The organism is Saccharopolyspora galaxeae (assembly GCF_016526145.1).
GTDB lineage: Bacteria > Actinomycetota > Actinomycetes > Mycobacteriales > Pseudonocardiaceae > Saccharopolyspora_C > Saccharopolyspora_C galaxeae.
In genome coordinates this window covers 265,910-292,574 of record NZ_JADDUE010000007.1, presented here as the reverse complement: position 1 = coordinate 292,574, position 26,665 = coordinate 265,910, and the positions used below count along the sequence as shown (strand labels likewise).

The window sequence follows — 26,665 nt, the reverse complement described above, 5'->3', positions numbered from 1 at the left end:
GGGTGCGATCTGGGAGCCGGTCAGGGTGGTCAGCCAGGGCGGCCCTCCCCACCGGACAATCCGGGTTCCGGCGACAGCGGAGACTCGGACTCCGGAAGTTCCAACCCTCCGCCACCGCAAGGTGATCAGATCGTGGGTGACGCCAACTTGGCGGACTGTCGCTACGTGCGCAGCGACTACCAGCCACCGGCTGAAGGTACGACGACGATCGCCTACCACCCGCCGAGCGACAGTGGGGCGATCACGGTCACCCCAGCGCTGTACAGGCCGTCTTCGTCGACGCCGAAGGTCCGGTTCGCCCAGCAACAACCGCCGCCGGGGCCATCCGGAGCGTGGTACATGTACCAGTGCTCGGGCGAAGGGTGGCGTGATGCCTTGTACCGGCCGCCGATCTGGATTCCGGACGGACAGCAGCCGGCGCTGTCGCCGGAGCAGTTGGCTCAGCAGGCGTACAGCCAGTTGCGGCTGCCTTCGCCCCAGATTCACGCCTCGCCTGCGGAGACCCAGTTGGTGAATCTGCCGACGTGGTTGTGGATGGACCCTGCGCAGTGGCGTCCGCAGTCGGCGACATCGCAAGGCAAGCCGGGTAACTCGTATCCGGTCGCGGCCGAGGTGAGTTGGACGGTGACCTGGTCGGGAGCGGGAACAGGCGGAACCTTCCCGAACCTGACGACAACCTCGTCCGCCACGTTCGCGGTCGCGGAATCGCAGGCGCTCAACAACGCTCCCAACTAGAAATAGATCGTCCACTGTAGACCAGTAAATCAGCCGAATTCATTCGATCAACGGACACCCCGTCGTTCCGCATGGAATGGGGTGCGGGTACCGCATCTCTTGGAGGCGCCCGATGTCTACATCCACATCGACCACTGAACCCTCTCAGGGGTCACCGGCCCCGTCTCGTTCCTGGGTCGGGCGCAAGCCTGGCGAGCCCGCGCGGATCGCACGGGGAACTGGGAGGCGGCGCAGGGTGCCGTATTTGGTGCTCGGGGTGCTGCTGGTCGTGATCTGTGTGGCGGGTGCGGTGATCACCGTGCTGCAGGTTGGCAATCGGGAGCCGATGCTGAGCCTGGCGCGGCCGGTGCACGTCGGCGATGTGCTGACGCCACAGGACCTGCGGCAAGTTCCGTTGTCCTCGGATTCGGGGGCGGATCTGGTGCCGGCCAGCCAGGCGGCGACGGTGCTGGGGCGTCCGGTCGCGTACTCGCTGCCGGCGGGGACTCTGCTTCCTCGCTCGGCCTTCGGTCGTCCGCAGGTGCCGCCGACGGGCCAGGCGATCGTGGCTGTCGCGGCGAAGCCGGGACAGTTTCCTCCCGACCTGGCGCCGGGCGCCACGGTGTCGGTGATCGTGGTTCCGGGTTCAGGCAGTAGCAGTACGTCTTCGACCCAGAGCCCGGCTTCCGGTGGTCCGTGGTCGGCGGTGGTCACCAGTGTCGGGGCGCCGAGTAGTGATCAGTCCACGGTGGTCTCGTTGCAGTTGCCGGTGACCAGTGCCCGGCAGGTGGCCGCGGTGCCGCCAGGACAGTTGTCGTTGGTCGCCGTTCCGGCTGGGGGTCAGTGATGCTGGTCGGGTTGTGTTCGGTGAAGGGCTCGCCGGGGGTGACCACGGCGGCGTTGGCGATGGCCGCGCGGTGGCCCGACGGTGATCCGGTCGTGGTGGAAGCGGACCCGGCGGGCGGTGATCTCACCGCCCGGTTCCGGCTTCCGGCCACGCCCGGGGTGGTGTCGCTGGCCGCGGCGGCGCGGCGGCAATCGTCGGCAGAGCTGCTGGCGGAGCACTGCCAGCGCCTTCCCGGAGGGCTGCGGGTGGTCGTCGGTCCCGTGGCGGCCGAGCAGGCACGGGCCGCGTTGGGGGTGCTGACTACCCGCGGGCTTCGCGCGCTGCGGGCCGCCGCCCGGTCTCCGGAATCCGCGGTGTTGGTGGATGTCGGACGGTTGGACGCGGCCTCCCCCGCACTGCCGCTGGTGCGCGGGGCGGACGCGCTGATGGTGATGACGCGGCCCCGAGCCGACGAGTTGTCCCACGTCGCGACCCTGCTGGAGTCGGTGTCGACGTGGACCCGCACGCCGGGCCTGGTCTTGATCGGCGATGGCTACAGCCGCGCCGAGGTGGAACGGGAACTGGGAGTCCCGGTCATGGCCTCACTTCCGGACGATCCGCAGGGCGCGGCGGTCCTGTGCGGACAGCCTCGGGGACGAACCCCGGATCGGTCCGCGTTGGGCCGCACCGCTGCTCGCCTAGGCCGCACTCTGCTCCGCCACGTTCAGACGTCGGACACCAGCAGCGACGAACTGGTGACCGCCACGACACCGGCGACAGGGAATGGGGAGGTGCCGTGATGACGACCGACGCGCACCGCTTTCTCGGTGGAACTGGCGAGCCTGGCTGGTCGTCACAGCCGATCAGTCCGGAGACCGGGCACGGGGAGAGCAACGATAGCCACCCCGGAGCGGCGGCGCTGCGGGCACGGGTACGTCAGGCGGTCTCGGAGGGACTGGCCGAACGCATCCGCGCCGATGAACAAGACGGCCGCCCCGCGATGGACTACCCGACCCGGCGCAACCTGGCTGAACAGCTCGCCGCGGACGCCGCCGACGCCTACGCCAACGAGGAGCTGACCCGTCCGAGCGGGGCAGGGTTGGTGCCGGATGAGGTGGAACGCCGGGTCGTGGCGTCGGTGTTGGACGAGATTTTCGGCATGGGTGGCCTGCAGCCGCTGCTGGCCAACGAGGACATCGAGAACATCAACGTCAACGGAGCCGACCGCGTCTTCGTACGGTATGCCGACGGACGACGGGCGCAGATGCCGCCTGTGGCCGACTCCGACGAGGAACTGATCGACCTGGTGCGCTCGCTGGCCGCGCGCTCCGGCGTGGAAGAGCGCCGCTTCGATCGCGGCTCCCCCGGCGTCAACGTGGAGCTGCCGGACGGGTCGCGGATGTTCGCGGTCATGGCCGTCACCGGCCGGCCCAGCGTGTCCATCCGGCGACACCGCTTTCAGCAGGTCACCCTGGCCCAGCTCCGCTCGCTGGGCACGATCGACGCCGGGTTGGAAGCGCTGCTGTCAGCGATGGTGCGCGCCCGGTTCAACGTGCTCGTCGTCGGCGGCACCGCAATCGGGAAGACGACGATGCTGCGCGGATTGGCCTCGGCAATCCCGCCAGCCGAGCGGCTGATCACCATCGAGGACAACTTCGAGCTGGCGCTCGACCGCGACCCGGCCCACCCCGATGTGATCGCCATGCAGGCCCGGGAAGCCAACGTCGAGGGCGAGGGCGCAATCTCGCAGGCCGAGCTGGTGCGGTGGGCTCTGCGCATGTCCCCGGACCGGGTCATCGTCGGCGAGGTCCGCGGCGCCGAGCTGGTGCCGATGGCCAACGCCATGTCCCAGGGCAACGACGGGTCAATGGCCACCTTGCACGCCTCCACCTCGCGCGGGGCGTTCACCAAGCTCGCCACCTACGCCGCCCAAAGCCCGGAACGGCTCGGACTGGAGGCGACCAACCTGCTGATGGCCTCCGCGCTGCACTTCGTGGTGCACCTGGCCGAAGCCCGAGACGACAAGACCCGCGTCGTCAGCTCGATCCGCGAAGTCGTCGACGCCGACGAGAAACAGATCATCTCCAACGAGGTCTACCGCCCCGACCCCACCGGCCGCGCGGTCCCCGGGGTGCCGTTGCGCACCGAAACCGTGGAGCGGCTGGCCGAGGTCGGTTTCGACCCGGACGTGTTGGAGCGCACCGAAGGGTGGTGGCGGCCATGACCGGAACTGTCCTGCTGGCCGCGTTGTGCGGGCTCGGCGTGGCCCTCGGGGGGCTGTTGCTCGTTCTCGGGTTCCGTGGACAGGCTCCCGAGTCGGCCGCCACGCCGTCGCGCTGGCGGGAACATCTTCGTCAGCTCCGGGAAGGTGCCTCGGCGCGGAGAGCAGTGATCAGCCTCGCGGCCGGCCTGCTGGCCGCTCTCGTCACCGGCTGGGTGATCGGGGGTGTGCTGACGGCGGCGGCCGTGTGGGCGCTGCCCCAAGTGCTGGGGCGGGATTCCGAGCAGGCGCGTCGGGTCGCCCGGATTGAAGCAGTGGCCGCGTGGACCGAGATGTTGCGCGACACCCTGTCCGCCGCGGCCGGTTTGGAACAAGCGATCCAGGCCACGGTCGATACCGCCCCGGCAGCGATCCGCGACGACGTCCGCGAGCTGTCGATGCGCATCGAGCGCGGGGACAAGCTCCCCGACGCATTGGCGGGGCTGGCCGACGACCTGGCCGACCCCACCGCGGACCTGGTGATCTCCGCGTTGGTGCTGGCCTCTCAGCATCAGGCTCGCCAGCTCGCGGACCTGCTCGGGGAGCTGGCGATCGAGGCCCGCGAGCAGGTGTCCATGAGGTTGCGGGTCGAAGCCGGACGGGCGCGCACTCGCACCAGCGTTCGTGTGATCGTCGCGACCACGCTGATCTTCGCGGCAGGGCTTGTCGCGCTCAATCGCGGTTACCTCGACCCCTACGACGGGGCATTCGGCCAGATCATGCTGCTGGCCGTTGGCGGGCTGTTCGCCATCGCGTTCTGGTGGCTGGACCGCATCGCTCGGATGCAGGAGCCCGAACGCTTCCTCACCCGACCGACGGCGGCCAGTGCGCGGATGGAGGTGCGCTCGTGATCACCACGGTCGTTCTCCTCGGAGCGGGACTCGGCGTCGGCCTGTGGGCGCTGGTCGTCTGGCTGCTCCCACCAGGCCCGTCGTTGGCCAGTGCGCTGGCCGCCAGCCGCACTACCCCATCGCGCAAGCCCACGATCACCGATACCGACGCCGGCGGATGGGCTGCACGGTGGGGCCGCCCCGCGGTGCGGCCGTTGGCCGCGCTCGGCTTGCCCAGCCCTCGTCAACAGCGTGATCTGCTGGTGCTCGGGCGGGCGCCGGAAGCGCTGCTGGCGGAAAAGGGCGTGCTGGCTGTCGCCGGTGTGCTGCTGCCCAGCCTGGTCCCACTGCTGCTGTGGGCTGTCGGCGTCGGGTTGCCGTGGCAGGTGCCGGCCGTCGTCGGCCTCGCGTGTGCGGCTGGCGGGTTCTTCCTGCCTGACCTGGATCTGCGGCAGCAGGCCGAACGCAGGCGCACGTCGTTTCGCCATGCCCTCGGGGCCTACCTGAACTTGGTCCGGGTCTCGCTGGCCGGGGGAGCCGGGGTCGACGGAGCGCTCACCGACGCCGCCGAGATCGGCCAAGGGTGGGCCTTCGCCCGGATTCGCCGTGCGCTGACCACAGCACGGATGACCCGGGCGACGCCGTGGGAGACGTTGCGGCAGCTCGGCGAGGAACTGGATGTACGCGAGCTGATCGAGTTGTCGTCCTCGGTGTCGCTGGCCGGCACCGAAGGCGCGAAGGTGCGGGCGAGCTTGGCGGCCAAGGCCGCGGCGATGCGCACGCACGAACTCACCGAGGCCGAGGGTGAGGCGCAGGCCGCGACCGAGCGGATGTCGTTGCCGGTGATCTGCCTGTTCGCCGGATTCTTGTTGTTCATCGCCTATCCGGCCGTCGCCACGGTGCTCGGCTCCTTGTAGATCGCGAAGGGAACCGCTGATGCTGAACTACATCCAGCTTGTCATTGCCACCACGCGGGCTCGGATCGACGCGATCCGGGCTGACGAACGTGGGTATTCCACGGAAACCGTTCTCGTGACCGCCCTGTTGGTCGCCGCGGCGATCGCGGTGCTCGCGATCATCGTCGCCGCAGTCACCCGCAAGGCCAACGAGATCGGGGGCAACATGTGATGACCGCACGCCTTGCCCGCCGGTTTCGCGCATCGATACGGCGGTTCCGCCGAGACGAGCGCGGGGCGGTCACCGCCGAGCTGGTGCTGGCGGTCCCGGCGTTGCTGCTGCTGATCCTGCTGATCGCGCAGTTCGCGATCTGGGCGCACGCCACTCACATCGCCCAGGCCGCAGCATCCCAGGCGCTGTCGGCGGCACGTGTTCAGGGAGCCAGCAGTGCCGATGGCCACGCCGAAGCCGCGGCGGTGCTGAGCCAGCTCGGCACCGGGCCACTGAAGAATCCACACGCCACCGTGAATCGGGAATCGGAACAGTCCACTGTGGAGATAACGGGGCAAGCTGCTCCGGTCGTGCCGTTCCTGGACTTGCCGGTGCGGGGCCGCGCGGCCGGCCCGAGCGAACGGTTCGTCGTCCCGGGAGGAAACGGATGAGGTCCCTGCTGCGCCGACTGCATTGCGACGAACGGGGTTCGGTGGCCACCGAACTGACCCTGCTGGTGCCCGTGTTGATTGTCCTGCTGTTGTTCGTGGTCTTCTGCGGGCGGCTGGCTGACTCGCGGCTGCGCGTCGACGACGCCGCACACCAAGCCGTCCGCGCGGCGACCTTGGCCCGGAGCAGTAGCCAGGCCAGCAGTGATGCGCACGCCACTGCGCAGGCCGCACTTGCTCAGGCCGGGGTGCGCTGCCAGAACCTGGGCGTGTCCGCTCACCTCGCTGGTCTGCAGCCCGGCAGCACCGTGACCGTGACCGTGACCTGCGATATCGGGCTGTCGGATTTGGCGATGTTGGGGGTTCCGGGGAGTACCACGGCGGAGTCCACCGCGTCGTCGGTTGTGGACCAGTGGCGCGGGACCGACCCCGGAGGCACGTGATGTTGGAGCGGTGGAAAGCGTTCGCACGCGACGAGCACGGCCGGGTGACGGCGTTCGTGGTCGTGATCACCACGGCCTGTCTGCTGTTCGCTGGTCTCGTTCTGGACGGCGGGCTCGCGTTGGCCGCGAAGACACAGGCGATCGGCCACGCCCAAGAAGCCGCCCGCGCCGGAGCCCAGGAGCTGGATCTCGCCTCCTACCGCGCCGGCGGCGATGCTCGGCTGGACCCGAGCGCGGCCCAGGCCGCCGCGCAGCGCTATCTCGGAGCCGTGGGCGCCACGGGCACCGTCACCGCCGATGCCACCACCGTTCGCGTGCACGTCGATGCACAGCAACGCACCCAAATCCTGGGAGTGATCGGGCTCGGCGAGATCGCCGTGTCCGCCGAGGGCCAAGCCCGCCCCGACCAAGGGGCGTTGGGAGGTGCTGGATGAGGCTGCTCGCCCGCATCACCACCCGACTGCTGCGGCTGGTCGGCGCGCTGGCCGCACTCGCGGCACTAGCCACGCTGCTGGTCGGCGTGCCCTGGGGATTGGTCACGTTCATCGGCTGGCCGTTGCCGGACCATCTGCCGACCGCCGATGAGATCGAAGCCGCCCTGCTCAACCCGCTGTCGGTCACCATGCTGCTGGACCTGTTGGCCTGCATCGCCTGGCCGGTCTGGCTCACCTTCGCCCTCGACGTGGCCCGCTGCGTCCCCGACGCGGTGCGCGGAGTGCGCCCGCCCGCGATCGGGCCGGTCCACGCCCTGGCCGGCCTGCTCGTCGCCGCCGCGGTCTTCGGGCTGCTCCCACCGCGAGCCCCGGTCGCCGCCGCGGGACCTGTTCCTCCGGTTCAGCCTGTCGCGGCGGTCACGGTTGAGCAGCCCGCACCCACTCTGTACTCCACGACACACCAGGTACGGCACACGAACGCGACGAGTGAACCTGGCACCGTGATCGTGCAGCCCCCGCGCGCTGGGGTCTACGACAGCCTGTGGCGAATCGCCGAACGCGAACTCGGCGACGGCCACCGCTGGCCCGACCTCTTCGCCCTCAACCACGGGCGCCCGCAACCCGACGGCGACACGCTCACCGATCCTCACCTCGTCCGCCCCGGATGGGTCCTGCACCTGCCCGAAACAGTCGAGGACGACGCCCCGCCACTACCACCGCCGCAGGAACCCCTGCCGCCACCGGCACCCTCAGTCGATCCTTCGCCGTCCGTACCGGCGCCTCCACCGGCGGAGTCCGTCCCGGACCAGCACCATGCCCCGGCGGACGCCGTCGCTCCGACTTCGGGCACCGCCATCACGCTCACCAGCGGCGGCCTCGTCGCCGCCACGCTGGCCGCCGCGGTGACCCTGGGGATGCTCATCCGGCGGCGACGGCGGATGCGGACCTACCAGCCCGGCAGCGGAGACCGCACCCCACCACCAGCACCCGCACCCGCGGTCCACGCGCTCCGACTGGCCTACGACGAAGCGCACCTGGACAACACCAGCGAACCTGACGAGGCCGACCCGATCGCGCTTCCCTCTGCCGGTATCGACCTGCCCGACGCAGCAGCCGACGAGTCCGAGCCTGATCCGGCCGTGCAGGTCGGCATCCGTGACGACCGCGCCCACGCTCTCGACCTCGCCGCACTCCACGGGCTCGGGCTCACCGGGGCGGGCGCGGAAGCCACCGCCCGGTCGCTGCTGGTGCACCTGCTGGCGACCACCAACGCCACGGTGCTCATCCCCAGCGAGGACGGCCGCGCCTTGCTCGGAGACGAGCCTCCCACCTCGCCCAGGCTGCGCGTCACGACCGGCCTGGACGAGGCCATCACCGTGCTCGCCGACCGCCAGGACCCGGACAGCACCGATGGCCAGGACTCCGCACTGGATATCGTTCTCGTGGCCACCATCGACCGGCCCCACGAACGTCTGCAAGCCGTCCTCGACACCGGGGCCGCCCGCGGGACCGGGGCCATCCTGCTCGGTCACTGGCCCGCCGGCGCCACCGTCCGCGTCCGCGCCGACGGGATCGTCACCGCCGCCAGCCCCACCATCAGCGACCTCCGCGGCGCTCGGCTGTTCCACCTCGATGCCTCCGACACCCGCGACCTCCTCGACCTGCTCACCGACACCACGAGCGGGCCGCCGACAGACACCGTCGAGCCCGCCGAGCACGCCGAGCCGATCCCTGCCAACGACCTCGACGACGAACAGGTCCTCGCTGTCGACCCGCCCGACAGCGACCACTCCGAGCTGGACGAACACGACGTCGACGACGAGCAGGAGCGCGAAGCCACTGCCGGAGACGAAGTCCCGGACGAAGCGGCCTCTGACACATCGTCAGCCACCGGGGAACGCCCCGATCCCGTTTCCGATAGCGCTGACTGGCCCGCGGTCACCGAGCTGGTCACCGCCGACAGCACTCCGGAGCCTCCGGACCGCCCCCTGAGCCTGGCGGTATTCGGGCCGCTGACCCTCACCTGGCACACGCCCGACGGCACCGACCGGGATCTCACCGCGGCATTGGCGCCCAAACACAAGGCGCTGCTGGTGTTCCTGGCGCTGCACCCGAACGGGACGTCCCGGGAAGCCGTACGCGAGGCGTTGTGGCCCGAGGCCCGGGGACGGCGCCCGTACAACGCCTTCTACGCCGGCCTGTCCCAGATCCGCAAAGCCCTCGCCGACGCCACCGGCGACCAGGCCACCGACCTCGTCGCCCAGCACGAGGAACACGTCTCCCTCAACCCCGAGGTGGTTACGGTCGATTACTGGCAGCTCAACCAGGCCGAGCACGACCGGCACCTGGCCAGCACCGACGACGACCGCTTCGCCGCCTGGTCCCGCATCGCCACGGTTTATCGCGGGGAGATCGCCGAGGGCATGTCCGCGCTGTGGCTCGACGGCCCACGCGAAGCGGCTCACCGCACCGTTGTCGATGCTCTCGCGGGCATGGCCGCCGGCTACCGGGGCCGCGACCCGCAGCGCCAGCTCCAACTGCTCGAACACGCCCGGTTGTTGAACCCGGAGAACGAGGACATCTACCGCGACATCATGCGGGTGCAGGCCGAACTCGGTCTCACCGACGCCATCAGCCGCACCGTCCACCTGCTCACCACCACGCTGGGCGACATCGGCGAACGCCCCGACCCAGGCACCCTCACCCTGGCCCGCGCTCTGCAGGCGCGGCAACACCGGGCCGCCAGCTAATCCGAGGAGTCCCAACCGCGATTCGGCATGAAGCGCCGTTGCCGGACTCGCTCGATCAGGTCTCGATTCGCGTCGACCCATTCCGCCGTCGATCCAGCGTGTTCCTCCAGAAAGGCCCGGACAACGGGCGTCAGCTCGTACCACACGGCTTTGGGCGCGGACGAATTGTCTTCATGCCGAAGAACCAGTTCGTCCCGCACCATTCCTTGCAAGGTCTGGGCGAGGCTCTGCCGCGACAACGGCCGAGTCCGCGTGGACCACCGATGTTGTGTACTGCTTTCGCGGATTTCCTCCAGAAGGTCCAAGAACCTCTTGCGGCCACTCCAGAGCGCGACGACGATCTCCGGCACCCATTCCCCCTGGTGCCAATGGACCGCGTCGAACCAGCTCAGCACCTCCTCGCGACCTACCCCCATGTCCTTCCTCTCCCCGTCTCTCCTCCGATACCCTTGTGGGGTCGGATTGCTCTTGTGCTGCGGCTCCCTCGCGCGATTGTCCGCAGGGCACAGCACCCGAGCCACCCATATTCCGGCGGTGACACTGAGTCCGCCGTTGATCGCGAGAACATGACTCCATTCGAGTGAACAGGACCACTCGAATGGAGCAGAACTAATCGCTGCCAGTGATCCCGGCTTGCCGCGCCTCATCTACCCACTCATGCGCCCACTCATGCGCTCACTCATGCGCTCACTCATCTACCCGATAAACAGGAAGCCCCCTCGCACGACGTTGTAGCAGGTCAGCGCACCGCTGGCCCTTCCTGAATCTACCCAGCCTCGGTACCCCACGGGAGCTTGTTAACGACTGGGAGGGAATATAAGGATGCGGAACAATAAACAGCGCGGGCAACCATATGCATCAATAAGTTCCTTTTGGAGAGACCAGGACTTCGCCGTGAAGGCTCTGTCCATCGGTTCATCTTCGCCGGTTCTCGGTTGATCACTTCATTCACCTCACCCCTCGCTCGACAGGTGTGCAAGCGCCAGCAGTTCGATTCAATTTGTTGATCATTTTCAACTACACCAACATCCTTCGCAGGGTTGACAAATTGGATAAGTTCAGTTCTTCCGCCATCGGCCAACGATGCGCGTCCCTGTCAATAAGCCGAACAGGGGGCAAGCACTCCGCGCGCACTTCGCTAGTGCCGCAAAGGCGAACCAGGCAACGCGGGGCCTTCTTTGCTTCCGCAGCCTCATCGGTTCATCTTCGCCGGTTCTCGGTTGATCACTTCATTCACCTCACCCCTCGCTCGACAGGTGTGCAAGCGCCAGCAGTTCGATTCAATTTGTTGATCATTTTCAACTACACCAACATCCTTCGCAGGGTTGACAAATTGGATAAGTTCAGTTCTTCCGCCATCGGCCAACGATGCGCGTCCCTGTCAATAAGCCGAACAGGGGGCAAGCACTCCGCGCGCACTTCGCTAGTGCCGCAAAGGCGAACCAGGCAACGCGGGGCCTTCTTTGCTTCCGCAGCCTCACGCCTTCCGTTCCCCGTGCACGCGCACCCGCGCGTAAGGCGTCGACACCCCTTCTCTGCCGCTGAGTGACGCTGTCCGGGCCGTGTACCCACACGGACGGCAAGCCAGCTCTGACAGACTCGGACGCCACACAGCGGGGCGCTGGACTGCTCTTTCGCGAAAATATAACGGCGAGATAACGGACCCTCGTCACCCCTTGCGAAGTGTCCTCTTTAAGTGTGTAATAGACACATCAGCAGGACAGACCGAAGAGGAAGAGATGAGGACCGGGGCACGGCTTCCCTGCGAGTCGCCTTCCGCGGAGGAACGGCCGGCTGAGACCAGAGAAGTCCCGTAAAGCGCGGGCAACGGCTTGGGCCGTGCGGACAGCAGCGAACCCGTGCAGAGCGGAATGGTGAACGACGCGTAGCCAAACGCTCATTCCTTTCTGGGATGTGTAGTAACTGCGCTTGCAGCGCCATTCGTATAGCTCTTGCTAAAAGCGGAGAAGCGCGCATAAATGGCATTCCTGCCCGGAGTGTCCCCAAGATAACTTCATGGTGGTCTAGCACCGAAAGACGTCACGATGCGTGGGCGTTCGGGCTGTTTTAGGCGGTTGCCGACATTGGACGATTCACGGCTGGAGAGTGTCACTCTCGCCCGTCCATAGCACGCTAATCCTTACGGGCATGGTTCCCTGCATCGTGCGCTAGACACAACGGAATTTCCACGTTCGGCACCGTGGAGAGATTCAGGGAATGTGCTGTCAGCGGCGACATGTGCCCGTGTGCGATGCGTATTGCACGGACTCAGGATGCGTCCCCTTTTCGACATCCGCGCATGACACGTGTCGCCGTCTGACACCAGCTCACAACTGGCCTGAATCACTGGAGACATGCCCAACGGAAACGAAAGGAAGTGTCCGAAGTGAGCCGTAAGGACTTTGTCGCCATTGCCGAGTCCGTTCGCGAGTCTGTGTCCACAGATGACGATCGGAAAGAACTGGCAGACCGACTCGCGAACTACTTTGCGAGCGTCAATTCCCGATTCGACCGGGACCGTTTTTTCGTCGCGTGCGGGCTCTGACCATTCCGCCACTGGCAACGATTCACGCAAGCGATAGCCCGCAGCATAGAAAGGTGCGTCATGGACGAGATCAAGGTTCAGCTTTCCGAGAATGCCGTTCAGTGGTTCGGCCAGAACTACCGGTACACCGAATGGGACGCTGACGATTTCGCACGCGATCACGACTGGTCCGGTTTCGATTTCGTTACCGGTTCCGATGGGGAACCCCTGGTTGTCCCGGGCGAGTACGTGTTCGGGCACCTGTGCTCTCACCTGCTGGAAGCGTCGAACGCGGAGGCCGCGGCCACGATCATGGAAGAGGCCGCACCCGGGAAGGCGTCCGAGTTCCACGGGGTGTTGGCCTACGACTACACAGACGGGGCCGCACGGGAGGCCGCCGAACGCATCGGCGCTTTCCTGGCTGGCTATCCGGTCCTCAACGATGAGGACTTCGGCCAGCGGGAGCGGGACGCGGCGATCTCGGCGCTGACCGACTGCTACGACGTGCCCGACGAGATCGCCGGCGACGTCGCCGCGGCCCTGTCCGACGACGGACAGAGCCTGTGTACCGACTGCAGTAGCTGGGACCTCGACAGGATCAGGGAACACCTGGGCTACCGCGCGTGCGCCGAGTGCGGCGGGTGGATCAAGACCAGCCACGATCAGCCGCTGCACTACGAGTGCGCGGAGTTCTACGAAGAAGCGGACTGCGAGTGCGCCTCCCTCCTGGTCGATACCCACCGACACAACGGTGTCGTGACGACGTGGGCAGACGTGCGGGAAACACTGCGCGGCTGCGAACACTGCTACTCGCAGGTTCTTCCCTACGGGAAAACCGCCTGACACACCCAGTTTCGCGCGAGCCATCTTCGTTTGATTGTGAGGGTCATGGAATGTTGTACGCGGTCGCCATTGATGCCCAGCACGCCAAGAGCGGAAAGCCCCGTCGGGGCTTTCTGGTCTACGCGGCGACGGGCGAGGTTCGCGGGTTCGCCGACGACCGTTACCGCGGTTCCGCCGCGCTGCGTGCTGTCGAGAAAGCGACCGGCGAGGCCGTCAGGGAACTGTGTTCCCTTCGGGTCACGCCTGCCGAATACCGGGAAGCAATGCGGCAACCGGTCCAGTTCTGAATTCTCTACGCCTGTCCGCAGAGGCTAGCGGGGGTGCAGCTCCCCCGACAGGCGCCACGTCCCGCAATCCCACGGTGTAGGCGAACGCTGATTTCGCCTACACCGTGCGGCGGAACGAATCCAGTTCATTGATCACACCGAAGCACCCGTGCTCTTTTCCGGGAGGTATTCGCATGTCCAGCACAGAGAAGTTGGCGTTTGTCGTTCAGATCGAGGAGCGCTACGACATATGGCGGGTCGTCGCAAAGGTGTGCCGGGTGACCACGTCCGGCGAGTTGCGGCGTCCCTCGTTCGGCAGTGGCGATCTGGGCGCACACTTGGCGGATTTCGAGGTGTCGGCCTACCTCGATCGCGACAACGAGCGCGCCTGGTGCCCCGGGCACTACTTCGACGCGTTCCGGGTTGATCTGGACCAAGCGGAATCCATCGTCAAGGTTCTCCGCAAGATCCAGAAGGGCATGGACAAAGCCACCCGGGAGCACGGCTACCTTGCCGCCGACGACGTCGCCGGCTACCTGTTCCGCATCGCGGCCATCCTGGGAGTCCGGACCTACTACGTCCGCAACTCCGACCGCGGACGGGAGATAACCGGCGAGACCTTCCGCCACGCAGACGCGGCCAGCGTCCAAGTGTGGATCGACGCGCGGGAGAAAGAGTTCTGCAAGCCGCGTGAGGTGAGGTCATGAGCGGGAACATGGTCACCCCTGCGGTACTGGACTGCGGGCACGCCCCGACGCCCCTGGGCTCCGCGACATCGGGGATCGGTACCCCGGGCTTCGCAAAGAAGGCCGGCACCGGGGACACGATGTGCTATTCGTGCGCCGACGAGCACGAGCGCGCGGTGATGCGCACGTCCCGATGCGTGGTCGCCTACCTCTCCGGCGACGGCTCCACCATCACTACCTGGACCGGGGGCACGTTGGCCACCGTCGACCCGGCCGACCGTCGGCAGCACGGCCAACGCCAGTACACGCCGTCCGGCGGGTCTTGGACCCGCCACGTCTGGCACGCCACCGACCCGCACGGCGGACGGTGGTACGGCGTCAACGACGGTCCCGGGATGGCCGTGCGCCTGCGCCGAGTGCGCGCCTGAACCTGGCAGAGCGACAACCGAGCGCCCGGTACCGCTACCGCCGCGGCACGCTGCCCGCGCCACGCGCGGGCAGCCGTGGCGTCGATCGCCTGACCCTCGCCCGATCTCCGCGCGCCAACCCGCTCGGCTGATCGCGGCGGCTCGTTCCCACCACTCTCGGTACTCGACGAATCGAGGTCACCCATGTCTGTTGTCAAGATTTACGACCGTTTGGACCTCTCGCGCGTGCGGCTGGATGGCGTGCTGCGCGTGGCCTCGCGCCGCGCGGACGCGGTCCAGATCGCGAAGGAACGCCGTCTCCCCGTCCAGTCCGTCACCCGGGCACACGACCGGTTCGGGTTCTGGTTCTACGTGTTCCAGCTCCGGGGCGATCCCGTGTGGGGCACGGTCACGCTCGCCGGGGAGGAACCCGGCTTCAACAACGCGGTACGGCTGCCCGTCCGGCAACTGCAGACCGGTACGCAAGCGATGCCGCTGCATGAGCTGGTCGCGTTGCTGGCCGCGGTCGACGAGGACTACCCGGCCTGCACCGTGACCGGACACCTCGCGGCGGCCCTGACCAAGATCCTCGATCTGTGGGCCGACGCCCGCCGCAACGGCCGCCGCGAGATCGACCTCCGCGACCTTGACCGGGCCGTGGCCAGCGAGTTCGCCCCGGCCGTGCACGCCTGGCGCATGAACGGCGCCGGTCCCCGGGCGGTCGGGATGGCCTGGGACGACACGCCCTAATAAGACACCTCGTTGCCTTCCGCTCCGGTGCGCGGCCACCCGATGCGCACCGGAGCGGCCCTCTCACTCCCATTTTCCCATCGCCCCAACGAAAGCGAGGACCCTGCGATGAACAACCACGACAATGCCCCCGACAAGGTGGCCGAAGCTGACCGCGAGCGCGCCCGCGCGGATGCGGGCGAAGGGCTCGCCCGGCTCCGCGGGGCCAGCCTGGACGAACTGGCCGACCTCGCCGAAGAGATTCGGTGCCAGGTCGCCGATCTCACCGACGACGCGCACAGCTCGAAACCGATGCCGCCGGACAGGCTGCGCAACGTCACCGCCCGTCTGAGCCGGCTTGCGGACACGCTCTCCCGCGCCGCGCGGGGATACGCGGGAGCTCGCGCGACCGACATGGCTTATCCGCAGGTCTTCGAGGATCTGGACGCGCACGGCTGGACCGCGCGGCCGGACCGGGACCTCGACGGCACCCTGCCGCCGATCCCGATCAGCGAGCTGGACGACAACCACCGCGGCTACCGGCGGGGCTGGCGCCGCGGTGACCAGACGATCACGCTGTGGTTCACCGGTCCCTACTCGCTGGCCTACGGCGCCGCGAGCGGGCACGGGCGGCTGTGGACCGTGCAGGAGGTCAAGGCGGTCATCACCTCGGCGCCGACGCCGATCCGCGAGGCGAGCGCGGGCTCCCGCACGAGTTCGGCCGTGTCGTTCGGGGCCACCTACGACCAGGTTGCCGACCACATGCGGGCCGCCGGCTGGGGCGACCCTGTCGAGGAGCACCCCTGCGACCGTCGCGGCATCCGTCGCCCCGACGGCAGCGGGACCAGTGGCGTTTGGGAAAGCCCCAGTGCGTACGGGTTCCGCGTGTATGCCTGGGGAGTTGATGACGAGCCCGCTCACGTCCGGTACTGGGCGGGCACCCTCGCGAATCTGGATGCCCTCCGCCGGCTCACCGACCGCCACTGACGGCAGGTGACTTTCGGCAATCGTCCCGCCTGCGGCGTCCTCTAGTCCTTTTCGGACTGTGAGATGCGGCGGGCGTTCCTCTTTACCACGCGACGAAATCTGAGTTTCCGAGAGGAGGCGGGACCATGTCTGCGGCGATCCCAGACCTACCCAGACTTGCCGATTATGACGTCATTCTCGTGAATTCGAGTGCGGGTAAGGACTCGCAAGCCATGTTGGACGAGGTGTGCGTCCGAGCGGAACAGGCGGCGGTGCTTGACCGTGTCACGGTTTTGCATTGCGCGCTGGGTCATGTCGAGTGGCCGGGAACCGCCGCGCTCGCGCGGCGCCAGGCGGAGCACTACGGCGTGCGCTACGAGGAGCGGCACCGTGAACGCGGCTTACTCCTCGATCAGGTGCGGCAACGGGGGCGGTGGCCGTCGTCAGCGGCTCGTTACTGCACCTCGGACCAGAAACGCGGTCCGGCAAGAAAACTGATCACGCAACTCGTCGCCGAACTCGGCCCGCTCCACCGTCCCGCGCGAGTGTTGAACTGCATGGGACTCCGCGCGGATGAATCCCGGGCACGGCTGAAGAAGGCCCGTCTCAGCCGGGACGAGGCGGCGACCAGCGGGAAGCGCATTGTGGACACCTGGCTTCCGATCCATGAGTGGACAGAAACCGAGGTGTGGCAACGCATCCACGCCAGCGGCGTGCCGTATCACCCGGCCTACGACGAGGGCATGACCCGCCTGTCGTGCTCGCTGTGCGTGCTCGCCAGTCGCGCGGACCTGATCCGTGCCGCGCAACTTCGTCCCGAGCTGGCCGCCGAGTACGCGGACGTGGAAGCCGAGATCGGGCACAGGTTCCGAAACGACCTGTCCATGACCGACATCATCGCGGCGGCAAGCGCGGAATCCGGCCAGCAATCCGCACGATGCGGAGCCGGTCGCCTGCTCCGCCGGGCTGCCTGAAACCAGGACAGCGGCTCTACCGCACGCATCGCTGTTCGTTCATCACTTCCACTTTTCCTTCACTGAAAGGGGTTTTGCATGTCTGTTCTCCGGTTGAGCAAGGCGCACATCGATGGACTGGTCAACGCGGGAATCCAACTTTCCGTGATCGACGTGGACGAGGCCAACGCCACCGGTCGAATGCTGCTGGAGCAGCACTACCGCAGCGTCGGATTCCTGCACGACGACGAGCCGCCTCCCCGCTATGAAGTCGAGATCGCGGCGTTCCTGTTCCACTTGGTCGCCATCCTCAACGTCGTCAAGTGTTACGAGTACCAAACGTGCGAACGCCGAGGCTGGGACACGAGCCCGGCGCGGGAATGGTGCCGACGGGTGCGTGACGAAGCCCTGCGCCGGATGCCGGATGAAGCCAAGCAACTCGTGCGCATCGCTGGGGTCGAATACAAGGCGTACGAGGCGCTGCAGGTCTGGGACGACACACCGTGGCCCGTCGGCTCGCTGCATTCGATTCCAGACATCGGAGACGGCACGATCACCATCCCTGTGCCACGCAAGGGTCTCCCCGCCGAAATTCTCACGGGGCCGGGTGGTTCCTGTTCCAACGGAGGATTGTCCTCCCGTGCCCGGAGCGTGGTGATCGTCGAAATCAACGGCGAACGGGTTCCCGAGTTCGTCCGCATCCGGGAGCCGAGCCACGACGCCCCGGCGGTGTCGCTGCGGTTCGAGTACGGCCGGTACGTCGGGCGCCCCACGGATGACCCGGACCGGTGGTACATGGCCTCCGGCGCCTTCCTGCACACCGGCGATTCCCGTTGGCGCGAGTTGATCGGCCACTCGTTGCCGATCCCGCTGCACGACCGCACCGAGTAGACGCACAACTCGGTACGCGTCCTCTCTCCTTCCTTCCCTTGTGTGGGCCGCGCCGACACGGTTCTCCGGTTGGCGTGGCCCGCTTTTCGCGTCATAAGGAGCGCTCATCATGAACCCTCTCGCTGCTCGCGCATTTCTGCTCCGGGCCACGGAGCCGCCGGCTCCTGCGGTCGACGCCTTCGTGGCCGCCCACGGCCCCGTAGACGCGGTCGAGCGCATCCAGACCGGAGCCGCACCTCGATCCGTCCTGCACGAGATCCGCGACCCAGAGCCCCGGATCGACGAGGACCTGGCCGCGATCGATGCTGGCCACTACCGGCTGCTGACCCCGGAAGATCCCGACTGGCCGCACGGCGCGCTGCGCGGCCTGACCGAACAGGGCCTCGGCGCACCCCTGGGGCTGTGGGTTCGGGGCACCGCCAATCTCGCGGCCAGTTCCGGTGCGGCGGTGTCGGTGGTGGGTGCCCGCGCCGCTTCTCAGTACGGCGAGCACGTCGCCGCCACGCTCGGCAACGACCTCGCCGCGGCCGACGTCACCGTGCTGGCCAGTGGCGCCTACGGCGTCGACGGTGCGGCCCACCGTGGTGCGCTGCTTGGCTCCGCACCGCCGATCGCGGTGCTGGCCTGCGGCGCCGATATCGCCTACCCGCAAGGCCACGCTTCCTTCCTGGAATCGGTCGCCCACAGCGGCCTGCTGATCAGCGAATACCCGCCCGGTACGAAGCCCATCCGCGCCCGCTTCGCCGCCCGGGGCCGTCTGCTGGCCGCCCTCGGGGTGGCCACCGTCGTCGTGGAAGCCGGGAAGCGCAGCGGTGCCCTCCCGATCGCGCACACCGCCGCGGCGATGGGCCGCCATGTCTACGGCGTGCCCGGACCGATCACCTCCGCCACCTCGGCCGGTGTGATCGACCTGTTGCGCACCGGAGTGGCCACCCCGATCGCTGCGACCGAGCACATCGTCTGCCAGGAGGGCATCCGATGACCGAGCACACCGAGCTGGGCGCGGACGTCGCGGACGCGGTAGCCGCGCTCGGACTCCCGTCGGACTGGGACGTGCGGGTGGAGATCCGGCCGCGACGCCGCGCGGTCGGATTGGAACTCAAGCCCGGCGAACCGGTGAAGGTCCTGGTACCGCCCCACACCACCCCGGACCGGGTCGCGGACTTCGTCCGCACCCATCGGGGGTGGCTGGCGCGGAAGATCCCCGAGGCGCGGCAGCTTGCTCCGGACTTCGCGGTCAAGGAGTTCGTCAACGGCGAGGGCTTCGCTCTTCTCGGCCGGTCCTACCGGCTGCGCCTCACCGACAACGGCCCGCCGGCACGGATCGAACGCCGACCCCACGCGCTCGGCTCTGACCTGTTCCTCTGCGTCCGGCGCAACCGTCCGGAGGCGATGCGCACCGCGGTGGTCAACCTGTACTGCGACCGTGGCGTGGCCTGGGCCAGGCAGCGGGGCGAGCAGTACGAAGGCCGCGGCGGCATCCAGGACTTGGACTACGAGGTGCGCGACCTCGGCCGTCGCCGCTGGGGCGCCTACAGCCCGGCGAAACACCTGGTCAGCCTCCACTGGCCGCTGTTCGAGCTCCCGCGCGAGCTGATCGAGTACGTGCTCGTGCACGAACTCGCCCACGCCACCCGCCCACCGGGCCGCAAACACGGGAACGGCTGGCAACGCCAGATGAACCTGTGGCTGCCCGACTGGCGCCGACGCAAAGCCGATCTCGCCCAAGCTGGGCGTCGCGCCTGGATGGGCGACTACCACCAGCACTGATCCGTTGTGGGGGCCGTCACGACGACCGACGGCCCCCCACAACCCCCACACTCACGAAGTGGGCACCGCCCGCTCGCGTACCGAGGCCGACCCCACTGACACGAACGTCCTAAACAGGAGCGTGATAGACATGCGTGGTAGACAGGCCACAGCAACAGGGTGTCGCTCACCAGGAGCGATCACGGCACACGGAGGCGTCGACGTGACCCAACCGGACGGAACGCCCGATGAGGTCCTTCAACTGCGCTCGGCCCGAGCCAAGCTCGACAACATCAAGACCGAGCTGGAAGAGGCGCGCGAGGAGCAAGCCCGGATCGAGGACAAGATCAACGGCTTGCTCGCCCAGCAACGGGAAGCCCGCAAGGAACGCAACGACGCGGTACTGGCCGCGGACGCGGCCAAGATTCCCCGGCTGACGATCTCCAAGGAGGTCGGTATGCAGCGCAGCAACGTCTACAAACTCTTGGAGGATGGCAACCCGTCCGACTCGTAGGGCGTGTACTTCCCCGTCTGTCACTCAGCACACGCGCTCCGTTCAAGCGCTGGTACAAGCAGATCGATGCCTCCTGATTAATCTGTACGGCCGATTCCGGGGAGGAAGCGGCCGACGTCGGCGGCGTAGTTCAGGTAGGCGGCACCGTGGATGCGACTGAGGTACGGCTCTTCGACAAGACGGACTTGGAGCTGGCTGCCTGTGATCACCGCGCCCACGCCCACGATTGCGATGACGTTGGGCACGGTCAACACGAATCCGATCGTCATGATGATGACGGTGGTGTAGACGGGGTTCCGGACGATCCTGAAGGGACCAGTGGTCACCAGCGCGGGCTGTTCGGTCGGGTCGACCGTGGTGCGCCAGGATGCGCCCATTGCGAATTGGGCGCCGAACGTGCCGAGGAGACCGAGCGCGGCGATCGCGACGCCGAGGACGCGTACTGCTTGCCGATCCAGAATTGCCAGCGCGGACAGGCCAGTTAGCTCGAAGAGTGGAGCGATCAGGCCAGATAGGAGGATGCCCACTGCAAAGGTGCCCCTGGCCCACCATTGCACTGGGTTCGTCGGGCGGCGAACGCCAGTGTCTCCGGTGCGGCGTCGTTGTATCCAGATGCGCGCCGCGCCGTCGAGCAGGCTGAAGGCGATAAGCAGGCCAAGCGTGATGCCGGCGTACATGGTTTGCTCCCGAACGGTGCTAGTCGGTGTCGCGGGTGGCGACGCCGAGCAGGTAGTCCCCGCCGATGCGGGTGCGCCACCGCTCGCCGACGACGAGGCCGTGGCGGGGTAGCTCGGCTAGGAACTCCCCGGCGGTGAACCGGTCCTCGGTGGGGTGGTCAAGGAGGAGCCGGTAGGACGGGCGGGCCAGCGCGGTCGCGGTGACTTCGTCGAAGTAGAACCGACCGCCGGGGGTGAGCACGCGGGCGATCTCGGCGAGCGCGTCGCGCCAGTTGGGGATGTGGTGGATGATCGCGAAGTCGAAAACCGCGTCGTAGCTCGCGTCTTGACCCCCATCGAAGCTGCGGAAGGCGCTACGGAGATCGGTGGCGCTGCCCTGGGCGAGCCGGGCACGGCCGGCATGGCGGCGCAGTCTGCGCTGCGCACGGGTGATCATGGCGGGATCGAGGTCCACGGCATCGACGCGGGCGGCACCGAACCGATCGAGGATGAGCCGGGTGCCGTAGCCGGGACCACAGCCGATCTCGGCCACCTGCGCCCCTGGGGTGCGTCCGCCCAGTTCCACGAGCAGCCGCGTTTCGTAGCGCTGGAGCCACCGGCGGGGTGGTGAGTTCACCAAAGCGGTCTCGACGCGATTCATCAACATCGCCACACCCTCGATTCATCGTCGACTTCCGGTTATAATCGCCTTATGACGATGAATAGCACGGAGGGGTGCCCGGCGTCGAGTGCACCAGGGTCGGGCCTGGATGCGGCGGTGGCGCTGTTCCACAGCCTCTCGGATGCGACCCGGTTGGCGATCGTCCAGCGGTTGGCCACCGGCGAGGCACGGGTCGCAGACCTGGTCGGCGAGCTGGGGCTCGCGCAGTCGACCGTGTCGGCACACGTGGCCTGCCTGCGGGACTGCGGCCTAGTCGAGGGCCGCGCTCAGGGCCGGCAGGTGTTCTACGCACTCACCCGGCCGGAGCTGATGGACCTGCTTGCGGCAGGCGAGACCCTGCTCGCCGCGACTGGCAACGCGGTGGCGCTGTGCCCGAACTACGGCACCTACACCGTCTCGGCCGCGACACCTGATGAGGAGGTGGCGCAATGAGCGACGCGTGCGGCTGCGGCCACGACGAACCCCGCGAGGGCGAGGAACAGGAGCCGGAACGGCTCTGGCAGGTCGTCGAACTACGTTTCGCCGCTGCCTCCGGCGTCTTCCTGCTGGCCGCGCTGCTGGCTGGCTGGCTGGATGTTGCCCACCCCGTCGAACTCGGCTTCGAAGTGGTGGCGCTGGCCCTAGGGGCGTGGACGTTCGTCCCGTCCACGCTCACGCGCCTGGCCAAGGGCGAAATCGGGGTCGGCACGCTGATGACCATCGCCGCCGTGGGCGCAGTGATCCTCGGCGAGGTCGGCGAAGCCGCGATGCTGGCCTTCCTGTTCTCGATCAGTGAGGGCCTGGAGGAGTACTCTCTGGCCCGCACCCGCCGCGGCCTGCGCGCCCTGCTGGCCCTGGTGCCCGACGAAGCGACCGTGTTGCGCGACGGCGCCGAGACCGTCATCGCGCCTAGCGAGCTGCGCCTTGGCGATCGGATGGTGGTCAAGCCCGGTGAGCGGGTCGCCACCGACGGAGTGATCCGCACCGGCCGCACCGCTCTTGATCTCTCGGCGATCACCGGCGAGTCGATGCCGGTCGAGACCGGCCCCGGTCAGGACGTGTTCGCCGGGGCGATCAACGGCAACGGGGCGTTAGAGGTGGAGGTCACCGCGACCGCCGAATACAACTCGCTGGCTCGGATCGTGGCCATCGTGGAGGCCGAGCAGAGCCGGAAGGGCGCCGCCCAGCGGCTGGCCGACCGCATCGCTCAACCTCTCGTGCCCGGCATCATGATCGCCGCCGCGCTCATCGCGGTGCTCGGCAGCCTGCTCGGCGATCCAGTCACCTGGATCGAGCGCGCCCTGGTCGTACTGGTCGCGGCCTCGCCGTGCGCCCTGGCCATCGCCGTGCCGGTCACCGTAGTCGCCGCCATCGGCGCGGCCAGCAAGCTCGGCGTACTGGTCAAGGGTGGCGCCGCACTCGAAGCCCTCGGCCGCATCCGGGGCATCGCCCTGGACAAGACCGGCACCCTGACCGCGAACCAGCCTGCCGTCATCGAGGTCGCGACCGCGCCCGACAGCACCCGCAAGCAGGTGCTGTCGGTGGCCGCCGCACTGGAAGCCCGCTCCGAGCACCCGTTGGCCCGCGCGATCCTCGCCGCCACCGACGACACCACCCCAGCCACGGACGTGGAAGCGGTGACCGGGGCCGGGCTCACCGGCCGCCTCGACGGGCAGACCGTCCGACTGGGCCGTCCCGGCTGGCTGGAGGCCGGTCCACTGGCTACTGAGGTGGAGCGGATGCAACACGCGGGAGCGACCGCGGTGCTGGTCGAACGCGGCGGGCACACCCTCGGCGCGATCGCGGTGCGCGATGAGCTGCGCCCCGAAGCGGTCGAGGTCGTCGCGAACTTGCGCCGCGAGGGCTACCACGTCGCGATGCTTACCGGCGACAACACCCGTACCGCCACCGCGTTGGCCGCCGAAGTCGGCATCGACGCCGTGCACGCCGAGCTGCGACCTGAAGACAAAGCCCGCCACGTCGAACAACTGCGTAAGCAGAGGTCGACGGCGATGGTCGGTGACGGCGTCAACGACGCCCCTGCCCTGGCCACCGCCGACCTCGGCATCGCGATGGGCGCGATGGGCACCGACGTAGCCATCGAAACCGCCGACGTTGCCCTCATGGGCGAGGACCTGCGCCACCTACCCCAAGCCCTTATCCACGCACGCCGGTCCCGACGCATCATGCTGCAAAACGTGGGTCTGTCGCTGGCAATCATCACCGTACTGGTGCCGATGGCCCTGTTCGGTGTTCTCGGCCTGGCTGCAGTGGTCCTAGTTCACGAGGTCGCTGAGGTGTTCGTCATCGCCAACGGCGTACGCGCCGGACGCACCCGGCACCTCGCCACCCTCACCCACAGCCAGTCAGGCGCTGAGGCCGACGTAACCGCTGCCGAGGTGTCGGCATGAGCGCCCCGGCGAGGTCGACCCGTGCCCGGATCGGCCTCGCTATCCTTACCGCGACCATCGTCGGCATCGTCGTTGCTGCGACCGGTGCAACCGAGGCAGCGTTAGCCGACGGGCGCAGCATCGACCTCGCTCTCCTACACTTGCGGTTGACCTACAACTCCGGCGTCGCCTTCAGCCTCGGCGCCGGCCTACCGGTCGGAGTCGTACTCACCGCCACCGTCTTGATCATCGCTGGCGTTGCGACCTACGCCTGGCGCAGCACACCCACCACGCCAATGCCCGGCAGGATCGGCCTTGCGGCCATCCTCGCCGGCGCCCTGTCCAACCTGCTCGACCGCGCCACCGACGGCGTGGTCACCGACTACGTGCACACCGGCTGGTTCCCCACCTTCAATCTCGCCGATACCCTTATCACTCTCGGAGCAGTCGTACTGATCCTCACTGCCCTACGAGAGCCAAAAGGGTCCAGCACTGGCTGAGGCCGTGACTAAATCCGCCAAGGAACAGTCAGGGCCATGCTTCACAACCTGATCAGCCACACAGCGGCGGCGCTGACTGTTGTTGGTAAAACGCGATGGGATCGACCGCTTGATTGCCGACGTCGATCTGGAAATGCAGGTGCGGACCGGTGGACTCTCCCTGGTTTCCGACCTCGGCAATCGGCTGGCCTGCCTGGAGTTGCTGACCGGGTTGGACGAGATTCCGGTTGTTGTGTCCGTAGGTCGTGATCACTCCGCCCGGGTGTTCGATGCGGACCCAGAGTCCGTAACCGCTGGCAGGTCCGGAGTCGATCACGGTGCCGCCTGCGGCGGCGACGATCGGGGTGCCGATGGGCGCGGCGATGTCCTGCCCACGGTGAAACTCGCCGCCACGAGAGCCGAATCCCGAGCTGCACGTACCGTGCGCTGGCACGGCCCATCCACTTTGCTGGGGCGCACTCTGTTGCGCCGCCTTATAGGCGTTGGCCTGGTCGAGAACCTTACGCACGTACCAGTCAGCATGGTTGTACGTGAAGATCGCCCCGTAGATGTCGCGTCCGTCGCGTGCTCCGGAGTCGCACAGGTACGCCGCGGCCGTGTAGATCGCATCATGCGGGTTGTACCGCGAGGGTGGTGTACTGCCGCCAGGCGGGGGCGGGTGCTGTGCCACCACGGAGTCGAATGTCGGCTGCAGAAACTGCATCGGACCGGCAGCGCCCGCAGAATTTTCTCCATTGTGGACACCTGGTGCGATGAGACTTCCGTGGTCCGTTTCGACTTTGCCGACTGCGGCCACGATGCTCCAGTCAAGCCCCGGACACGTCGCTGCGGCCTGCTGGTAGAGCGCGAGGTAGTTGCCGGGGATGTCGGCGAGTGCGGCGGGGCTGGGTTGGCTGCTGGCCGCGGAGTTGCCTCCGCCGAGGACGGCGGAGACGACTCCGGACACGGCAGCCGCGATGATGGCGATCAGGGCGACGATCGCGCCGATCGCGGTGGCCGCGATTTTGGCCATGAACGGATCACCTCATCGGGTTCCAGGTCAGTTCGTCGGCCTGCCAGGGCGGCATCGGCGCCGGCGGGCTCAACCGCGGAGCGGGGCTTGGATCGGTGCCGCCGGTGTCCGCAGAGCTGGGATCGGCGCTCGTGCCCGTGGAGCTGGCCGGTCCTTCGAGGTGAGGCCAAGCCGAGAGCAGGCTGATCAACCGATGCCGACCGACCTCGGTGTGGTGTAGGGGAAGCCACACTTCGTGGGCCGGGCTACCAGCGGTGCGGAGGTGTTCGGCGGTGGTGGTGGCGATCGGCAGCTCGTGCCGCCGGGGATCAGTGCGTAGGTGCTCGGCGAGGTGTCGTCGCGCGTGCGCTTCCCGGGCCGGGGTCGCGAAGACCGCGAGCAGCGGGGTCACGATGTGAGTCGCGGTGACGAGCTTGGTGTAGCCCGGCAGTTTCGAGACGAACCGGCTGAGTTGGTAGCTGCCCGTGTCCCATTCGAGGAACCATTCGATCTCCCGGCCGGCCTCGTGCCAGCGGCCGTAGCCGTCGGGGCGGACGTGGTCACCGAAGTGCCGGGCGCAGCGGGCTTCGGACCACCACGCCGTGACCGCGCGGTCGGTGCTGGTGTTGGCAAGTGCGTCGGCCAGGAGCGCGGTGAAAAAGCTGTTGACGCCCATGAGGTGGGCCAGCCGCAAGCTGTAGGCGATGCCGACCGAACGTTCGGGGCGGAACTTCAGGTCTTTGGGGTCGAGGCCGTCTTCGTGGGCCAGCAGGTGGGCGCCTGCGGTGTCCAGGACGTAGCACATGGGGGCTCGGCCGCGGCCGATGTAGGGCTGGAAGCGGTCCAGCACCCGCCAGGTGTAGAGCTTCTGCAGCCGGTGGTTGGCAGAGCGGCGGGAGCCGAAGGCGATCGCCGCGATCTGTGGGGAGGTCAGCATCCGGTGCTCGGCGAGCATCCGGGCCAGCCACCGGTCGCGGGCGGTGAGGTGGGCGGCGACCTGGGCTTGGTGCTCGGCGGAGGCCGCGAAGCGCAGGCTTGGCCGCTCCGGCATGGGAGCGCGCATGTCGCGTTGCTGGTGGTGGGGGAACAAGGTCGTCCTCCTCGGGGTGGAATGCGGGCAGGAAGA

At 67.9% G+C, this 26,665-nt stretch carries 30 protein-coding genes; 25 read left to right on the top strand and 5 right to left on the bottom strand.

Annotated features, from left to right (window positions below; all coding sequences use genetic code 11):
- The first annotated feature begins 132 nt into the window (after positions 1 to 132).
- The 11 genes from INP57_RS18085 to INP57_RS18035 all read left to right on the top strand — a co-directional run bounded on the left by INP57_RS18085 (position 133) and on the right by INP57_RS18035 (position 9,813).
- On the top strand, positions 133 to 735 hold the full coding sequence (locus INP57_RS18085) for a hypothetical protein (RefSeq protein ID WP_233627766.1): 603 nt from the start codon (positions 133 to 135) through the stop codon (positions 733 to 735).
- Between the two features lie 247 nt (positions 736 to 982).
- Complete coding sequence (locus tag INP57_RS18080) at positions 983 to 1,561, top strand: hypothetical protein (RefSeq protein WP_307850146.1); 579 nt, start codon at positions 983 to 985, stop codon at positions 1,559 to 1,561.
- A 20-nt stretch (positions 1,562 to 1,581) separates the two neighbouring features.
- On the top strand, positions 1,582 to 2,340 hold the full coding sequence (locus INP57_RS18075) for a MinD/ParA family ATP-binding protein (protein WP_307850145.1): 759 nt from the start codon (positions 1,582 to 1,584) through the stop codon (positions 2,338 to 2,340).
- On the top strand, positions 2,340 to 3,764 hold the full coding sequence (locus INP57_RS18070; protein WP_200071402.1) for a TadA family conjugal transfer-associated ATPase: 1,425 nt from the start codon (positions 2,340 to 2,342) through the stop codon (positions 3,762 to 3,764). The genes INP57_RS18075 and INP57_RS18070 overlap by 1 nt, the downstream gene beginning before the upstream one ends.
- Complete coding sequence (locus INP57_RS18065; protein WP_200071401.1) at positions 3,761 to 4,651, top strand: type II secretion system F family protein; 891 nt, start codon at positions 3,761 to 3,763, stop codon at positions 4,649 to 4,651. The genes INP57_RS18070 and INP57_RS18065 overlap by 4 nt, the downstream gene beginning before the upstream one ends.
- The gene (locus INP57_RS18060) at positions 4,651 to 5,547 is read left to right on the top strand and encodes a type II secretion system F family protein (RefSeq protein ID WP_200071531.1); all 897 of its coding nucleotides are present in this window, start codon (positions 4,651 to 4,653) and stop codon (positions 5,545 to 5,547) included. Before INP57_RS18065 ends, INP57_RS18060 begins: the two co-directional genes overlap by 1 nt.
- Before the next feature lie 19 nt (positions 5,548 to 5,566).
- Positions 5,567 to 5,758: a hypothetical protein gene (locus INP57_RS18055; RefSeq protein ID WP_200071400.1), complete on the top strand. Its 192-nt coding sequence runs from the start codon at positions 5,567 to 5,569 to the stop codon at positions 5,756 to 5,758.
- Positions 5,758 to 6,189, top strand: a complete 432-nt coding sequence (locus tag INP57_RS18050) for a TadE/TadG family type IV pilus assembly protein (protein ID WP_200071399.1) — start codon at positions 5,758 to 5,760, stop codon at positions 6,187 to 6,189. Before INP57_RS18055 ends, INP57_RS18050 begins: the two co-directional genes overlap by 1 nt.
- Complete coding sequence (locus INP57_RS18045; RefSeq protein WP_200071398.1) at positions 6,186 to 6,629, top strand: TadE/TadG family type IV pilus assembly protein; 444 nt, start codon at positions 6,186 to 6,188, stop codon at positions 6,627 to 6,629. Before INP57_RS18050 ends, INP57_RS18045 begins: the two co-directional genes overlap by 4 nt.
- On the top strand, positions 6,629 to 7,063 hold the full coding sequence (locus INP57_RS18040; RefSeq protein WP_200071397.1) for a pilus assembly protein TadG-related protein: 435 nt from the start codon (positions 6,629 to 6,631) through the stop codon (positions 7,061 to 7,063). The genes INP57_RS18045 and INP57_RS18040 overlap by 1 nt, the downstream gene beginning before the upstream one ends.
- A complete protein-coding gene (locus tag INP57_RS18035; protein WP_200071396.1) occupies positions 7,060 to 9,813 on the top strand; it encodes an AfsR/SARP family transcriptional regulator in 2,754 nt (917 codons plus the stop codon). The genes INP57_RS18040 and INP57_RS18035 overlap by 4 nt, the downstream gene beginning before the upstream one ends.
- Here INP57_RS18035 and INP57_RS18030 read toward each other — a convergent pair.
- A complete protein-coding gene (locus INP57_RS18030; RefSeq protein WP_200071395.1) occupies positions 9,810 to 10,229 on the bottom strand; it encodes a helix-turn-helix transcriptional regulator in 420 nt (139 codons plus the stop codon). The two genes, INP57_RS18035 and INP57_RS18030, sit on opposite strands and share 4 nt — an antisense overlap.
- Before the next feature lie 2,189 nt (positions 10,230 to 12,418).
- Between INP57_RS18030 and INP57_RS18025 the strand changes: the two genes are divergently transcribed.
- The 11 genes from INP57_RS18025 (at position 12,419) to INP57_RS17975 (ending at position 20,341) form a co-directional block, all read left to right on the top strand.
- Positions 12,419 to 13,180, top strand: coding sequence for a hypothetical protein (locus INP57_RS18025; protein WP_200071394.1), 762 nt, complete (start codon positions 12,419 to 12,421; stop codon positions 13,178 to 13,180).
- 50 nt (positions 13,181 to 13,230) lie between these two features.
- A complete protein-coding gene (locus INP57_RS18020; protein ID WP_200071393.1) occupies positions 13,231 to 13,467 on the top strand; it encodes a hypothetical protein in 237 nt (78 codons plus the stop codon).
- A 173-nt stretch (positions 13,468 to 13,640) separates the two neighbouring features.
- Positions 13,641 to 14,153 carry a hypothetical protein gene (locus INP57_RS18015; protein WP_200071392.1) on the top strand — a complete coding sequence of 171 codons (513 nt, stop codon included), beginning with the start codon at positions 13,641 to 13,643 and terminating at the stop codon, positions 14,151 to 14,153.
- On the top strand, positions 14,150 to 14,560 hold the full coding sequence (locus INP57_RS18010; protein ID WP_200071391.1) for a hypothetical protein: 411 nt from the start codon (positions 14,150 to 14,152) through the stop codon (positions 14,558 to 14,560). The genes INP57_RS18015 and INP57_RS18010 overlap by 4 nt, the downstream gene beginning before the upstream one ends.
- A 183-nt stretch (positions 14,561 to 14,743) precedes the next feature.
- On the top strand, positions 14,744 to 15,289 hold the full coding sequence (locus INP57_RS18005) for a hypothetical protein (RefSeq protein ID WP_200071390.1): 546 nt from the start codon (positions 14,744 to 14,746) through the stop codon (positions 15,287 to 15,289).
- A 108-nt stretch (positions 15,290 to 15,397) separates the two neighbouring features.
- Positions 15,398 to 16,255 carry a hypothetical protein gene (locus INP57_RS18000; RefSeq protein WP_200071389.1) on the top strand — a complete coding sequence of 286 codons (858 nt, stop codon included), beginning with the start codon at positions 15,398 to 15,400 and terminating at the stop codon, positions 16,253 to 16,255.
- Positions 16,256 to 16,380: 125 nt separating this feature from the next.
- A complete protein-coding gene (locus INP57_RS17995; protein ID WP_200071388.1) occupies positions 16,381 to 17,208 on the top strand; it encodes a phosphoadenosine phosphosulfate reductase domain-containing protein in 828 nt (275 codons plus the stop codon).
- A gap of 78 nt (positions 17,209 to 17,286) precedes the next feature.
- Positions 17,287 to 18,078, top strand: a complete 792-nt coding sequence (locus INP57_RS17990) for a DUF8317 domain-containing protein (RefSeq protein WP_200071387.1) — start codon at positions 17,287 to 17,289, stop codon at positions 18,076 to 18,078.
- A 109-nt stretch (positions 18,079 to 18,187) separates the two neighbouring features.
- Positions 18,188 to 19,060, top strand: coding sequence for a DNA-processing protein DprA (locus tag INP57_RS17985; RefSeq protein ID WP_200071386.1), 873 nt, complete (start codon positions 18,188 to 18,190; stop codon positions 19,058 to 19,060).
- Positions 19,057 to 19,848 (top strand): M48 family metallopeptidase, encoded by a 792-nt coding sequence (locus INP57_RS17980; protein ID WP_200071385.1) that lies wholly within the window; start codon positions 19,057 to 19,059, stop codon positions 19,846 to 19,848. The genes INP57_RS17985 and INP57_RS17980 overlap by 4 nt, the downstream gene beginning before the upstream one ends.
- A gap of 202 nt (positions 19,849 to 20,050) precedes the next feature.
- Complete coding sequence (locus tag INP57_RS17975) at positions 20,051 to 20,341, top strand: hypothetical protein (RefSeq protein ID WP_200071384.1); 291 nt, start codon at positions 20,051 to 20,053, stop codon at positions 20,339 to 20,341.
- A gap of 77 nt (positions 20,342 to 20,418) precedes the next feature.
- Here INP57_RS17975 and INP57_RS17970 read toward each other — a convergent pair whose 3' ends face one another.
- A complete protein-coding gene (locus INP57_RS17970) occupies positions 20,419 to 21,018 on the bottom strand; it encodes a methyltransferase family protein (protein ID WP_200071383.1) in 600 nt (199 codons plus the stop codon).
- 19 nt (positions 21,019 to 21,037) lie between these two features.
- On the bottom strand, positions 21,038 to 21,664 hold the full coding sequence (locus tag INP57_RS17965) for a class I SAM-dependent methyltransferase (protein ID WP_233627764.1): 627 nt from the start codon (positions 21,662 to 21,664) through the stop codon (positions 21,038 to 21,040).
- Positions 21,665 to 21,709: 45 nt separating this feature from the next.
- Between INP57_RS17965 and INP57_RS17960 the strand changes: the two genes are divergently transcribed.
- From INP57_RS17960 to lspA, 3 genes are read left to right on the top strand one after another with little or no spacing between them, the layout of a single operon-like run.
- Positions 21,710 to 22,111, top strand: a complete 402-nt coding sequence (locus tag INP57_RS17960; protein WP_200071382.1) for an ArsR/SmtB family transcription factor — start codon at positions 21,710 to 21,712, stop codon at positions 22,109 to 22,111.
- A complete protein-coding gene (locus tag INP57_RS17955) occupies positions 22,108 to 24,069 on the top strand; it encodes a heavy metal translocating P-type ATPase (protein WP_200071381.1) in 1,962 nt (653 codons plus the stop codon). The genes INP57_RS17960 and INP57_RS17955 overlap by 4 nt, the downstream gene beginning before the upstream one ends.
- Positions 24,066 to 24,548 (top strand): signal peptidase II, encoded by a 483-nt coding sequence (lspA, locus tag INP57_RS17950; protein WP_200071380.1) that lies wholly within the window; start codon positions 24,066 to 24,068, stop codon positions 24,546 to 24,548. The genes INP57_RS17955 and lspA overlap by 4 nt, the downstream gene beginning before the upstream one ends.
- 52 nt (positions 24,549 to 24,600) lie before the next feature.
- Here the strand turns inward: lspA and INP57_RS29630 are convergent, their stop codons facing one another.
- Positions 24,601 to 25,560 carry a peptidoglycan DD-metalloendopeptidase family protein gene (locus INP57_RS29630; protein ID WP_233627763.1) on the bottom strand — a complete coding sequence of 320 codons (960 nt, stop codon included), beginning with the start codon at positions 25,558 to 25,560 and terminating at the stop codon, positions 24,601 to 24,603.
- A gap of 7 nt (positions 25,561 to 25,567) precedes the next feature.
- Positions 25,568 to 26,602: a replication-relaxation family protein gene (locus INP57_RS17940; protein ID WP_200071529.1), complete on the bottom strand. Its 1,035-nt coding sequence runs from the start codon at positions 26,600 to 26,602 to the stop codon at positions 25,568 to 25,570.
- Positions 26,603 to 26,665 lie beyond the last annotated feature (63 nt).

Bases quoted from the DNA above. Each gene is read 5' to 3' on its own strand.
- INP57_RS18035 (WP_200071396.1), top strand. From the start codon at position 7,060: ATGAGGCTGCTCGCCCGCATCACCACCCGACTGCTGCGGCTGGTCGGC.
- INP57_RS18065 (WP_200071401.1), top strand. From the start codon at position 3,761: ATGACCGGAACTGTCCTGCTGGCCGCGTTGTGCGGGCTCGGCGTGGCC.
- INP57_RS17980 (WP_200071385.1), top strand. From the start codon at position 19,057: ATGACCGAGCACACCGAGCTGGGCGCGGACGTCGCGGACGCGGTAGCC.
- INP57_RS17985 (WP_200071386.1), top strand. From the start codon at position 18,188: ATGAACCCTCTCGCTGCTCGCGCATTTCTGCTCCGGGCCACGGAGCCG.
- INP57_RS18040 (WP_200071397.1), top strand. From the start codon at position 6,629: ATGTTGGAGCGGTGGAAAGCGTTCGCACGCGACGAGCACGGCCGGGTG.
- INP57_RS18015 (WP_200071392.1), top strand. From the start codon at position 13,641: ATGTCCAGCACAGAGAAGTTGGCGTTTGTCGTTCAGATCGAGGAGCGC.
- INP57_RS17965 (WP_233627764.1), bottom strand. From the start codon at position 21,664: ATGTTGATGAATCGCGTCGAGACCGCTTTGGTGAACTCACCACCCCGC.
- INP57_RS17970 (WP_200071383.1), bottom strand. From the start codon at position 21,018: ATGTACGCCGGCATCACGCTTGGCCTGCTTATCGCCTTCAGCCTGCTC.
- INP57_RS18010 (WP_200071391.1), top strand. From the start codon at position 14,150: ATGAGCGGGAACATGGTCACCCCTGCGGTACTGGACTGCGGGCACGCC.
- INP57_RS18030 (WP_200071395.1), bottom strand. From the start codon at position 10,229: ATGGGGGTAGGTCGCGAGGAGGTGCTGAGCTGGTTCGACGCGGTCCAT.
- INP57_RS17995 (WP_200071388.1), top strand. From the start codon at position 16,381: ATGTCTGCGGCGATCCCAGACCTACCCAGACTTGCCGATTATGACGTC.
- INP57_RS17955 (WP_200071381.1), top strand. From the start codon at position 22,108: ATGAGCGACGCGTGCGGCTGCGGCCACGACGAACCCCGCGAGGGCGAG.
- INP57_RS17990 (WP_200071387.1), top strand. From the start codon at position 17,287: ATGTCTGTTCTCCGGTTGAGCAAGGCGCACATCGATGGACTGGTCAAC.
- INP57_RS18070 (WP_200071402.1), top strand. From the start codon at position 2,340: ATGACGACCGACGCGCACCGCTTTCTCGGTGGAACTGGCGAGCCTGGC.
- INP57_RS18050 (WP_200071399.1), top strand. From the start codon at position 5,758: ATGACCGCACGCCTTGCCCGCCGGTTTCGCGCATCGATACGGCGGTTC.
- INP57_RS29630 (WP_233627763.1), bottom strand. From the start codon at position 25,560: ATGGCCAAAATCGCGGCCACCGCGATCGGCGCGATCGTCGCCCTGATC.
- INP57_RS18000 (WP_200071389.1), top strand. From the start codon at position 15,398: ATGAACAACCACGACAATGCCCCCGACAAGGTGGCCGAAGCTGACCGC.
- INP57_RS18025 (WP_200071394.1), top strand. From the start codon at position 12,419: ATGGACGAGATCAAGGTTCAGCTTTCCGAGAATGCCGTTCAGTGGTTC.
- INP57_RS18045 (WP_200071398.1), top strand. From the start codon at position 6,186: ATGAGGTCCCTGCTGCGCCGACTGCATTGCGACGAACGGGGTTCGGTG.
- INP57_RS18055 (WP_200071400.1), top strand. From the start codon at position 5,567: ATGCTGAACTACATCCAGCTTGTCATTGCCACCACGCGGGCTCGGATC.
- INP57_RS17940 (WP_200071529.1), bottom strand. From the start codon at position 26,602: ATGCGCGCTCCCATGCCGGAGCGGCCAAGCCTGCGCTTCGCGGCCTCC.
- INP57_RS18005 (WP_200071390.1), top strand. From the start codon at position 14,744: ATGTCTGTTGTCAAGATTTACGACCGTTTGGACCTCTCGCGCGTGCGG.
- INP57_RS18020 (WP_200071393.1), top strand. From the start codon at position 13,231: ATGTTGTACGCGGTCGCCATTGATGCCCAGCACGCCAAGAGCGGAAAG.
- lspA (WP_200071380.1), top strand. From the start codon at position 24,066: ATGAGCGCCCCGGCGAGGTCGACCCGTGCCCGGATCGGCCTCGCTATC.
- INP57_RS17960 (WP_200071382.1), top strand. From the start codon at position 21,710: ATGACGATGAATAGCACGGAGGGGTGCCCGGCGTCGAGTGCACCAGGG.